We start from the raw sequence: 11275 nt of genomic DNA on the forward strand, positions 1-11275 counted from the left end.
GGTGCCGGCCTTCGGCAATCACGGGCTCTGGGCGGCGCTGCTGATCTCCTTCGTGGCGCGCGGCGTGACGCTCGGCCTGCGCTACCCGGCGCTGGAGCGGGCGGCGGGGTAGGGCGGCGGCGCAGCGTGACCTCGGCGCCGTGCGCCTGCAGGAGCGCGCGCGGCGCGCGATTTGGCGCAGCGCGGCGTGTGCCGGGGCGCGATCATGTCCACGCCTCCCGTCCCGTTCCCACCGCCTCGGCCACGGTCTCGAATCCGTCCCGCGCGAGCAACGCATCGAGGCCCTCCGCGATCCGCGCGCCGAGCGAAAGACCCTGATAGGCGAGCGCGGTGTAGAGCTGCACCGCCGAGGCGCCCGCGCGGATCTTGGCGTAGGCGTCCTCGGCGCTGGCGATCCCGCCGACGCCGATCAGGGCCATCTCGCCCCGCGTGAGCTCTGCGAGCCGGGCGAGCACCCCCGTGGAGCGCTCGAAGAGCGGCCGGCCGGAGAGCCCGCCCGCCTCGGCCGCCCGCGCGGAGCGCAGGCCGTCGCGCGCGAGTGTCGTGTTGGTCGCCACGATGCCCTCGATCCCGGCCTCGCGCGCCACGGCTGCGATATCGGCCAGTTCCGCGTCGGTCAGGTCCGGCGCGATCTTGAGAAAGAGGGGCAGGGGACGCGCGAGCCCGGCCCGCGCCTCCGTGACCCGCGCGAGCAGCGCGGCGAGCGCCTCGGCCCCCTGCAGGTCGCGCAGCCGCTCGGTATTGGGCGAGCTCACGTTGACGGTGGCGAAGTCGAGCCACGGCCCGAGCCGCGCGAGCACCGCGGCGAAGTCGCCGGCGCGGTCGGCGCTGTCCTTGTTGGCGCCGAGGTTCAGCCCGATCACGAGGTCGCGCGGCCGCGTCTCGAGGCGCGCGGCCACCGTCTCCATGCCGTCGTTGTTGAAGCCGAAGCGGTTGATGACGCCCGCGTCCTCCGGCAGCCGGAAAAGCCGCGGGCGCGGGTTGCCGGTCTGCGGGCGGGGCGTCACCGCCCCCGCCTCGACGAAACCGAAGCCCGCGCGCGCCATCGGATGCAGCGCCACCGCGTTCTTGTCGAAGCCCGCGGCGAGGCCGACCGGATTGGGCAGGTGCAGCCCCGCCACCTCCGTGCGCAGGCGCGGGCCGGTGACGAGGCCCGGCAGCGGCGCGACCCCCGCGCGGAGCGCGCCGAGCGCGATGTCGTGCGCCCGTTCCGGATCGAGCCCGCGCAGGAGCGCGAGGCCCGCCCGCTCGGCGAGACTCACGTCATCTCCGGGGGAAAGCGGTGCGTCCCGTCCGCCCCGAGCGGCAGGTCGCGCACCCAGACCACGTCGGAAAGGCGGAGCGGCGCGTAGAGATGCGGGAAGAGCGCCCCGCCGCGCGAGGGGTCCCACTTCAGCGCGGGGCCGAGGGCTTCGGCCTCCACCGCCAGGATCTTCAGCCCGTCGAGGCCCTCGAAGTGCTTCGCGGCGGTGACGGCGGCCTGCTCCGCGGTCGAGAAATGCACGAAGCCGTCGGCGACGTCCACGGGTGCGCCCGCGGTCTCGCCCTCGGCCTCGAGCGCGGTCCATTCATCGGAGCGGAGGATCTTGTAGATGAGCATGTCCTCCCTCTGCCGTGAGGGCCGGCGGCGGTCAAGCGTGCACGGCCCTCAGCCGGAGGCGAGGTCCGGCCAGAGGTCGGGATCGAGCGCCGCGACGAAGGGGGCCAGTACCTCGCGATGTGCGCGCCAGCGCCCGACGGAGCGCCCGTGGACCTGCTCGCGGACCTGGTCGGTGCTCGCCGTGCGGACTGCGCCGCCGGTGCTTTCCGGTGTCGCCATCGCCGGCACCCAGTCCACGCCGGCGTGCACGGCGAGCCTGCGGCTCCAGCCTTCGACGTCGGTCACGAGCGCCTCGTAGGGAACATCGAGAATCCGGCCGGGAAAGAGCGCCGCCCAGCGCTGCATGTAGCGCCGGTAGAGGTTGGCCATCTGCGCGATCGCCGCAAGGTCGGTGGTGAAGGTCAGATCCGCGCTCGGGAAATGCCCTTGCCAGATCGAGAGCGCAACGTCGCGCGGGTCGCGCTGCAGATGCACGAAACATGCCTCTGGCATCGCGGTCGCCAGATAGCCGACCAGCTTGTGGTTCGCGGGCATCTTGTCCACCACGGCCGAGGTGCCCTCGGGCAGGGACGGCAGGTCCGCCCGGTAGTCCCGCGCGACGACGGCGGCCGCCTCGTCCGTCCAGCCGGCGCGCCCCTGCGTCTGCGGCAACAGGAGACGCGGGGCCGTGTTGCGTTCGCCCGCGCCGAAGATGCTCGGATGTGCCGAGAGGATCCGTTCGGTCAGCGTGGTGCCCGACCGCATCATGCCGACCACGAAGACGGGCCTTGGTCCCGCCGTCCGCGTGCATGGGGCGCGCGCGGTCATCCCCTTGGTGAAATGGGTCAGGATCCGCGCACATTCGGCCTCGGCCGCGGCGAAGTCGTGTGGGCGAAGTTGCGCATCCGCGGCGTGCGTTTCGGCGAGGTGGCGCTCGGCCGCTTCGGCGTCGCCCAGCGTCTGCGCGATCCGTGCGCGTGCATACGTCAGCAGAACGCCGTCCGGCGACACGCGCCCGGCGCGTTTGAGCGCGCGCGCGATCCGCGGGCGGAGCCGTGCGCAGCCTTCCGCATCCTCCAGCACCGCGAGCCAGCGCAGCGCGCGGGCGTTGTCCGGCGCAACCTCCAGCAGGCGGTGCCACGCGGCCCGCGAGTCCTCACGCCGGCCCGCTTCATGGAGCTGCAGCGCGTAGTTCTCGAGCGCGTCGGGGTGTGCCGGGGCCTGCGCGAGCGCCCGCTCGAGCGCCGCCAGAGCTTCTTCGCTGCGGCTCTGCATGGCAAGCGCCTCTGCCATGTTCGAAAGCGTTCGCGGATCATCGGGCCGGATCGCCAGACTGGCCTCGTAGTCGGGCATCGCGGCGGCATGATCGCCGCGCTGGGCGCGGGACAACGCGCGCACGGCCAGAGCCTCGGGGTCGCGGGGCGCATGGTCGAGCGCCTGGCCCGCGAAGCGATCGGCCTCGGCCGGCGCGGCCCGCGCGATCGCAGCGGCGGCGCGTATCCGCAGCGCGGCGCTGTCCGCCGGATGCCTCGAGAGATGTTTCGCAAGCAGCCGCTCGGCCTGTTCCGGCGCGCCCTGGGCGACCATCGCCTGCGCAAGGTTGTGCACCGCCTCGGCGAAATCCGGGCGCAGCTTCAGCGCCTTGCGGAAGAAGCCGGCGGCATCCCGCGGTGCGCCGGACTGCGCGCGCGCGATCCCGGCAAGGTTCGCGAAGAACGCCTCGCGCGGCCAGCGTTTCATCGCCACGCGTGCGGCCTTGTGCGCGGCGCTGGTCCGTCCCGTCTCGAGGAGCCGCGCGATCTTTCGCGCCTCGGCCGCCGGATCGCCTGCCATGACCACCCTTTCCCGGATCGCGGCATTGCTAGCGGCCGTCGGCGCGCTGCGCAACTCTGGCGGCCGCGTGTGCCGCAGGCTAGGATCGGGCGCATGTGCGGACGCTTCGCCGTGACCCTGCCGACCGACGCGATGGCGCGCCTCTTCGCGGCCGAGCCGGCGAACGACCTGCCGCGCGTGCCGAATTACAACGTCTGTCCCACGAATCCTGTGCATGCCGTCCGGACGGAGGGCGATGGCCGGCGCCTCGGCGCGATGCGCTGGGGCTTCCTGCCGCACTGGTACGAGACACCGTCCGACGGTCCGCTGCTGATCAACGCGCGGGCCGAGTCGGTGGCCGAGAAGGCGGCCTTCCGGCAGGCGGCCCGCGAGCGGCGCTGCCTGATCCCGGCGCTGGGGTTCTACGAGTGGACGAAGGACGCCGACGGCACCCGCTTTCCGTGGTTCGTGCGCCGCGCGGACGATGCCCCGATGGTTTTCGCCGGCATCTGGCAGGACTGGGCGCGGGGCGAGGAGTCGTACCGGACCTGCGCCATCGTCACCTGCGCGGCGGGGCCGGACGTTGCGGCGATCCATCACCGGATGCCCGTGGTGCTGGCGCCCGAGGACTGGGCGCTGTGGCTGGGCGAGGAGGGGCACGGCGCGGCCCGGCTGATGACCGCGCCGCCCGAAGGCACGCTCGAGGCCTACCGGGTGAGCCGGAGGGTGAACTCGAACCGCGCCGAGGGACCGGAGCTGATCGAGCCTGTCGAGGAGTGACGGCCCACAGGAAAGATCCGCGCGGTGCTGCATGCGCGCCGGTGCGCCGGGAAAAACGCCCCGGCCCCCTGCCGGCCGTGCGCCCGCGCCCGACACGGCCGACCGGGGGCGGATCGCCGCGCCGCCCGGTCGCGCAAGACGGGCCCGGCCCAGTCAGAGCGCGGTCAATCCCGCGGCGGGGTAGCCGTTCAGGACGTCCCAGACCAGATCGCGCATCCAAGCGGACTGCTCGGGCTCCGGCTGTCCGCGCTTGCCGATCCGCGCCGGCAGCTCCCGCGGGTCGCGTCCGTAGATCACGGCGTAATGCGCGAGCGAGATCAGGTAGGCGCCCGCATCGTTGAGATGGATGCGGTCTTTGAAGAGGTCCGCGATATCCGAGAGGCCGGGCGCGACGCCGGCGGCGATGGCGTCATGCGCCGCCGCGATGATCAGCGTGCCCGGGATCACCCGCATCGCGGGCGCCCCGTCCGGGCGGTTCGCGTCGACATGCGCGCGGATCTTTTCCCAGCGCGCCATCTCGAGCGGCAGGCGCTCGCGGAAGGGGATATGGCGCTCGGGGTCCTTGTGGGGGTTGTCCGCCTCCGGCCCGCTGTCGATGTTCACCCAGGTGGCGTAGAGGATCGTCTCGGCGCCGGCACCGCCGGCGCCGTTGTCCCATGCGTGGCGGACCCAGCGCAGCGCCATCTCGTCGGAATCGTGCCAGGGCAGCGTGTTGGAAAGCGGGACCCGCTCGGTCAGGACCAGCACGTCATAGTCGGCGATGTCGGTCCGCGCATCGGGCATGTCGTCGATGCGGTTGTCCCAGCGCCAGTCCATCGGGCTGCCGGGAATGGTGGAGCGCTCGACGCGGTGCACCGCCTGGCGGCCCGCGCCGGCGGCGGCGACGATCGCCTCGAGCATCGGCTCGATGGGGTCGGTGAGGCTGTGCCCCGACATGACGACTCGGAGGTCGAGCGGGCGCGGGACGCTTCTGTCCGTGGCGCGCGCCGCATACGGCAGGAGGACCGGGGCGAGCGCGGCCGCCGCCCCGCCCTGCAGGACGCGGCGTCGGGGGAGCGACGTACCGGCGCGGCGGGCGGCGCGGGGACGTTCGGGATCGTGCATGATGGCCTGACGCCTCCGGCTGTTTCGTCGTTCGCTTTTCGAGTCCGTCGGTCGCTTGTCGTGAGGCGCGGCGGTCCGTCAGCATGTCCCGCCCGGCGTTATGTCCCGCCCGGCGTTCCGCGTTGACGCGCCGCGCGCGACAGTCTAATCCACGGTCGCACGCGGGTATAGCTTAATGGTAAAGCCCCTGCCTTCCAAGCAGGTGATGTCGGTTCGATTCCGTCTACCCGCTCCAGTCCGCCGCATACGGCCGCATCCCGTCACGGGTTGACCCTTGCGCCCGCCGTGGCATTAACGTCGCACGCGGACAGGGAGAGCGCATGGCCGAGGCCCCGCCAGTTCAGGAGAAGGAGCGCGAGAAGTCGCGCCGGGTCGGGGCCCTCGCGGAGCTCTGGCCGTTCATCCGACCGTATCGCGCGCTGCTCGCCGCGGCGCTGGTGATGCTCGTGGCGACGGCGGTCGTCTCGCTCGTCCTGCCGATCGCGGTGCGCCGGGTCGTGGACAACTTCGGCGTCGAGGACGGCGCCATTCTCGACACCTATTTCGCGGCCGCGCTCGGCATCGCGGGGCTCTTCGCGCTGGGCTCGGCGCTGCGCTACGCGCTGGTCACGCGGCTGGGCGAGCGCGTCGTCGCCGACATCCGCAAGGCCATCTTCGACCGGGTCATCGGCATGAGCCCGGCCTTCTACGAGAAGCTGATGACCGGCGAGGTGCTGAGCCGGATCACCACCGACACGACGCTGATCCTCTCGGTGATCGGCTCCTCGGTCTCGATCGCGCTGCGCAATCTCCTGATCTTCTTCGGCGGGCTCGCGCTGATGCTCGCCACCGCGCCGAAACTCACCGGGCTGGTCCTGCTGATCGTGCCGGCGGTGGTCTTTCCGATCCTCGTGCTGGGGCGGCGGCTCAGGAAGCTCTCGCGGGAGAACCAGGACTGGATCGCCGCCTCCTCGGGCAACGCCTCCGAGGCGCTGAGCGCGGTGCAGACGGTGCAGGCCTTCACCCACGAGGCGCTGAGCCGGGGCGAGTTCGGCCGCGTCACCGAGCAGAGCTTCGACGCCGCGCGGCGCCGGGTGAACACGCGCGCGGTGATGACGGCGATCGTGATCTTCCTGGTGTTCACGGGGGTCGTCGGCGTGCTCTGGATCGGCGCGCGCGACGTGCGCGCGGGCGGCATGACGCCGGGGATGCTGGTGCAGTTCGTGATCTACTCGGTCATGGTCGCGGGCTCGGTCGGTGCGCTCTCGGAGATCTGGGGCGAGTTGCAGCGCGCCGCCGGCGCGACGGAGCGGCTGATCGAGCTGCTGCGCGCCACCGACGCGGTGCAGGACCCCGAGACGCCGCACCCGCTGCCCGATCCGGTCGCGGGCGAGCTCGTCTTCGAGGAGGTGCAGTTCGCCTATCCGGCCCGCCCGGGGGTGCCGGCGCTCGACGGGGTGAGCCTGCGTGTGAAACCGGGCGAGACCATCGCGCTCGTCGGGCCCTCCGGCGCGGGCAAGACGACGATCATCCAGCTTCTGCTGCGCTTCTACGACCCGGCCGCGGGGCGCATCCGGCTCGACGGGGTGCCCCTTGACGCGATGCGGCGCGACGCCTTCCGCCGGGCCATCGCGCTCGTCCCGCAGGACCCGGTGATCTTCGCCGCCACCGCGCGCGAGAACATCCGCTTCGGCCGGCCCGAGGCCTCGGACGCCGAGGTGGAGGCCGCCGCGCGCGCCGCCGCGGCGCACGACTTCATCGCGAAGCTGCCCGGCGGCTACGACAGCTACGTCGGCGAGCGGGGCGTGATGCTCTCGGGCGGGCAGAAGCAGCGCATCGCCATCGCGCGCGCCATCCTGCGCGATGCGCCGGTGCTGCTGCTCGACGAGGCGACGAGCGCGCTCGACGCCGAATCCGAGCGCGCGGTGCAGCACGCGGTGGACCGGCTGCGGAGCGGGCGCACGACGATCATCGTGGCCCACCGCCTCGCCACCGTGAAGAAGGCCGACCGGATCGTGGTGATGGACCAGGGCCGCATCGTCGCCGAGGGGCCGCACGACCGCCTCGTCTCGGAGGACGGGCTCTACGCGCGCCTCGCGCGGCTGCAGTTCACCGACGGGATCGCGGCGGAGTAGGGCGGGGCCTGCCCCGCCCCGCCGGCGGCGGGGCGGCCGCGCAGACGCGCCCGGCCACCGCCCCGCGCGCCACATGCGATGTCGCCCGGGTCGGACCCGCCGCGGGAGGGGGGCTGTCTGCCCCCCTCTTGGCCTTCGGCCAATTCACCCCCCGAGAGTATTTCGGCCAAGATGATGGGGCGGCCGGCGATTGCCCGGGCGGGCCGCGTCCGGCGCGCTCGCACGCTTCTGGTGCGGTGGCGCGTCGCCGAGACGCCGCGTGGGGGCCGCGCGTGACGTGGCCCGGGTGCGTGCCACGGCGGCGACATGGCGGCGCATGCGTCGTGGCACTTGCGCGGCGGCGGTTGCGCGCTCATTTTCGGGGTAGAGCCGGGCGCCGCGCCCCGGCATGGGGAGGGAGGAGCGCGCATGGCCTTCAAGTCCGTGGCCGACAAGCACGCCATCGAATCGGAGGCCCCCTGGGAGGCGCGCGATCTGCCGCGCACGATCTGGGGTCTTCTTTCGGAAACGGAACGGAAGGTCTCCGACCGCCCGGCGGTCAGCTTCCAGCTTCTCTCCGGGCCGAAGGACAAGGCCGAGACGCTGAGCTGGGGCGAGCTCAGGACCAGCGTCGCGCGCGCCGCCAACCTGTTTCGCGATCTCGGCGTGGGCGAGGCGGACACCGTCGCCTACGTCCTGCCCATCTGCAACGAGGCGACGGTCTCCTTCCTCGGCGGGATGGTGGCGGGGGTCGTCTGTCCGATCAATCCGCTGCTCGAGCCCGAACAGATCAGCGCCATCCTGCGCGAGACCGGCGCGAAGGTGGTGGTCACGCTGCGCGCCTTCCCCAAGACCGACGTCGCGCAGAAGGTCTGCGAGGCGGTGCGCCACGCGCCGCAGGTGCACACGGTGCTGGAGGTGGACCTCAACCGCTACCTCGCGCCGCCCAGGAGCTGGATCGTGCCGCTGATCCGTCCCAAGGCGCCGCGCGGGCACCACGCGGACGTCAGGAGCTTCGCCGCCGAGATGGCGAAGTATCCCGGCGACCGGCTTCAGTTCGAGGATGCCGCGGGTGACCGGGTGGGGGCCTATTTCCATACCGGCGGCACCACCGGCACGCCCAAGGTCGCGCAGCACCGCTACGCGGGGATGATCTACAACGGCTGGGTGGGGCATCGCCTTCTCTTCACCGAGGAGGACGCGACGATCTGTCCGCTGCCGCTGTTCCACGTCTTCGCCTGCCACGTGATCGTGATGTCGGCGGTGGCCAGCGGGGCGCATGTCGTGTTTCCGACGCCGGCGGGCTACCGGGGCGACGGCGTCTTCGACAACTTCTGGAAACTGGTGGAACGCTGGAAGATCACCTTCGTGATCACCGTGCCCACCGCGGTTTCGGCGCTCATGCAGCGCGAGGTGGATGCCGACATTTCCTCGGTCAAGACGGCGTTCTCGGGCTCGGCGCCGATGCCGCTCGAGCTTTTCAACAGGTTCGAGACGGCCTCCGACGTCACCATCGTCGAGGGGTACGGGCTGACCGAGGCGACCTGCCTCGTCTCCTGCAACCCGCCGGAGGGCACCAAGAAGGTGGGCTCGGTCGGTATTCCCTTCCCGCACACGGACGTGAAGATCGTGCGCGAAAAGGAGGGCGCCCTCGTGGAGTGCGCGACGGACGAGGTGGGCGAGATCTGCGTCTCCAACCCCGGCGTCTACGTGGGGCACACCTACACCGACCCGGAGAAGAACCGCGATCTCTACTACGCGGGGCGCTACCTGCGCACCGGCGACCTCGGCCGGCTGGACGAAGACGGGTACCTCTGGATCACCGGGCGCGCGAAGGATGTCATCATCCGCGGCGGGCACAACATCGACCCCGCCGAGATCGAGGAGGCGCTGCTCGCGCATCACGACGTGGCCTTCGCCGGCGCCATCGGCCAGCCGGACGCCCATGCCGGCGAGCTGCCCTGCGTATACGTCGAACTCGTCGAGGGCGGGGAGGTCACGGCCGACGAGCTGATGGACCACGCCCGTGTGCACATCCACGAGCGCGCGGCCCTTCCCAAGCACGTCGAAGTGCTCGACGAACTGCCCAAGACCGCCGTCGGCAAGATCTTCAAGCCCGACCTGCGCAAGCGCGCCATCGCGCGTGTCTACACCCGGGCGCTGGACGAGGCGGGGCTCGACGCGCAGGTGCAGGAGGTGGTGGACGACCCCAGGCGCGGCCTCGTCGCGCGCGTCTCGGGGACGGCGGACGAGGATGGCATCGCGCGCGCGCTGTCGGCCTACACCCGCCCGTGGGAGATGCAGCCCTGACACCACGGCGACGCCGGTGCGTCGCGCTGCGGTGGGCCGCATCGCGCCCGGTCGATCGGGGCGCGCGGCAGGGCGCCACCGCGCCGGGTGAGCGCGGTCCGGTCCGGCCGCGACGGGCAGGCGTTCAGACCACCTGCGCCCGCAGCCGGTGCAGGTAGTCGGGAAAGTCCCGGTCCGAGACGGCGGCTTCGCGCACGAGCCAGTCGAAGTGCTGCACGAAGGCCTGCACGCGCGCGCTGTCGCGGAAGGCGAGGTAATTGCGCCCGACGTAGAGCACGGCGAGCATCGGGCCGAAGACGGTCACCGGCGCCGAATAGACCCGCCGCGCATCGAAGAGGAAGATCCTGAGCCGCGGGTAGAGCTGCGCGTGCAACTCGAGAAAGCGGTCGATCTGCTCGCGCCGGAGCGCGGCCGGCACCGCCTCGTAATAGCCGGTCGCGGCGCCGAAGCTGTCGATCTCGTAGAGCGGCATCGCCATCTCGTAGTCGGACTGCGCCCCGCGCATCCAGGCGAGGCGGTCCTGCGCCGCGCCGATCGCCTGCGCCGAGGTGCGGCCCAGATGCGGCGCGTATTCCCATTCGAGCATGGCCTGCGTCTTGAGCATGTCCGGAAGCCCCGCGGGCACGTGGCGTACCTTGTAGCCCTGCGCCTCCTTGTGCCAGGCGAAGATCTGCTCGTCGACGAGGGCGCGCGGCGCTTCCGTGAGCGTCATCGAGTTGGCGAGCACCTCCGCCGCGCTCTCCGGCCGGTCGGAGAGCGACAGGAGCCAGTCGGCCGAGACCCGGAGCGCTGCCGCGCAGGCGCCGACGACCTGCGCGTTGGGCAGCCGCGCGCCGCGGTCCGACAGGAGCTGCGAGACGGTGGAACGGTCCACGCCGATCGCGCGCGCGAGTGCGCTCTGGCTCATCCCCGCGCGTTCCATCCCCTGCCGGAGGCGGGCGCGAAACTGTTCCGCTCGCTCACGCTTGTCGATCAAATCTGTCATTTGATGATATATATCACCATTGAGGGCGTTTGTTAATCATATTCCGAATTCCAAACGGATCCCCGTCCGCGTATCCATCCGGGGCACACCAACGAAAAGGAGGATTGCATGGAGACGCGAGCGCGCTCGCTCATCAAAGCCGTCTTGTGGCAGGTTGTCGGTCTCGTGACGATGACGCTCGTCGGCCTCGCGCTCACCGGATCCGCGGCCGTCGGGGGGGCGATCGCCCTGGCCAACTGCGTGGTCGGATTCGTCTGTTATGTGATCTACGAGCGTCTCTGGGTGCATGTCCGCTGGGGACGCCTCCATGGATGACCGGCACGCCCCGGGCGTGGAGTGGCCGACGCTGGGTGTCGCGGTGCTCTCCTACGGGCTCTGGGGGCTCGGCACGACGCTGGCCGCCGCGCTCTGGCTGCCGCTGGGCATCGTGCTGACGGCGCTGGGCGCGGCGCTGCACGCCTCGCTGACGCATGAGGTGGTGCACGGCCACCCCTTCCGCAGCCGCCTCGCCAACGCGGCGCTGGTCTTCCCGGTGCTCGTGCTGGCGGTGCCCTACCTGCGGTTCAAGGACACGCATCTCGCGCACCACCGGGACGCGGTGCTCACGGACCC

The 11275-nt window shown here is 71.9% G+C and carries 10 protein-coding genes and 1 tRNA gene; 6 read left to right on the top strand and 5 right to left on the bottom strand.

All coding sequences use genetic code 11. From position 1 onward, the window contains the following. Window positions 1–203: 203 nt before the first annotated feature. The 3 genes from ACESL7_RS07535 to ACESL7_RS07545 are packed head-to-tail and all read right to left on the bottom strand — an operon-like array spanning window position 204 to window position 3412. On the bottom strand, window positions 204–1262 hold the full coding sequence (locus ACESL7_RS07535; protein ID WP_372892701.1) for a quinone-dependent dihydroorotate dehydrogenase: 1059 nt from the start codon (window positions 1260–1262) through the stop codon (window positions 204–206). Next, on the bottom strand, window positions 1259–1600 hold the full coding sequence (locus ACESL7_RS07540; protein WP_372892702.1) for a DUF952 domain-containing protein: 342 nt from the start codon (window positions 1598–1600) through the stop codon (window positions 1259–1261). The genes ACESL7_RS07535 and ACESL7_RS07540 overlap by 4 nt, the downstream gene beginning before the upstream one ends. Before the next feature lie 48 nt (window positions 1601–1648). Then, window positions 1649–3412, bottom strand: coding sequence for a tetratricopeptide repeat-containing sulfotransferase family protein (locus tag ACESL7_RS07545; protein ID WP_372892703.1), 1764 nt, complete (start codon window positions 3410–3412; stop codon window positions 1649–1651). Window positions 3413–3505: 93 nt separating this feature from the next. Between ACESL7_RS07545 and ACESL7_RS07550 the strand changes: the two genes are divergently transcribed. Then, window positions 3506–4171 carry an SOS response-associated peptidase gene (locus ACESL7_RS07550; protein WP_372892704.1) on the top strand — a complete coding sequence of 222 codons (666 nt, stop codon included), beginning with the start codon at window positions 3506–3508 and terminating at the stop codon, window positions 4169–4171. A gap of 153 nt (window positions 4172–4324) precedes the next feature. Here ACESL7_RS07550 and ACESL7_RS07555 read toward each other — a convergent pair whose 3' ends face one another. Continuing rightward, window positions 4325–5107 (bottom strand): hypothetical protein, encoded by a 783-nt coding sequence (locus tag ACESL7_RS07555; RefSeq protein ID WP_372892705.1) that lies wholly within the window; start codon window positions 5105–5107, stop codon window positions 4325–4327. A 329-nt stretch (window positions 5108–5436) separates the two neighbouring features. Between ACESL7_RS07555 and ACESL7_RS07560 the strand changes: the two genes are divergently transcribed. The 3 genes from ACESL7_RS07560 (at window position 5437) to ACESL7_RS07570 (ending at window position 9678) form a co-directional block, all read left to right on the top strand. After that, window positions 5437–5510 (top strand) — tRNA-Gly (locus ACESL7_RS07560). Between the two features lie 85 nt (window positions 5511–5595). Further along, complete coding sequence (locus ACESL7_RS07565; protein WP_372892706.1) at window positions 5596–7389, top strand: ABC transporter transmembrane domain-containing protein; 1794 nt, start codon at window positions 5596–5598, stop codon at window positions 7387–7389. 408 nt (window positions 7390–7797) lie between these two features. Further along, a complete protein-coding gene (locus ACESL7_RS07570) occupies window positions 7798–9678 on the top strand; it encodes an acyl-CoA synthetase (protein ID WP_372892707.1) in 1881 nt (626 codons plus the stop codon). A 124-nt stretch (window positions 9679–9802) separates the two neighbouring features. On the opposite strand, the gene ACESL7_RS07575 is transcribed toward ACESL7_RS07570, so the two are convergent. After that, window positions 9803–10663: a helix-turn-helix domain-containing protein gene (locus tag ACESL7_RS07575; RefSeq protein WP_372892708.1), complete on the bottom strand. Its 861-nt coding sequence runs from the start codon at window positions 10661–10663 to the stop codon at window positions 9803–9805. 108 nt (window positions 10664–10771) lie between these two features. On the opposite strand from ACESL7_RS07575, the gene ACESL7_RS07580 reads away from it, so the two are divergent. Both ACESL7_RS07580 and ACESL7_RS07585 read left to right on the top strand, forming a co-directional pair. Further along, window positions 10772–10978 carry a DUF2061 domain-containing protein gene (locus tag ACESL7_RS07580; protein ID WP_372892709.1) on the top strand — a complete coding sequence of 69 codons (207 nt, stop codon included), beginning with the start codon at window positions 10772–10774 and terminating at the stop codon, window positions 10976–10978. Further along, the coding region (locus ACESL7_RS07585) for a fatty acid desaturase (protein WP_372892710.1) at window positions 10971–11275 on the top strand (305 nt) is incomplete at its 3' end. The genes ACESL7_RS07580 and ACESL7_RS07585, both read left to right, overlap by 8 nt.

It is taken from the genome of Rhodosalinus sp. (assembly GCF_041685465.1).
Classification (GTDB): domain Bacteria; phylum Pseudomonadota; class Alphaproteobacteria; order Rhodobacterales; family Rhodobacteraceae; genus Rhodosalinus.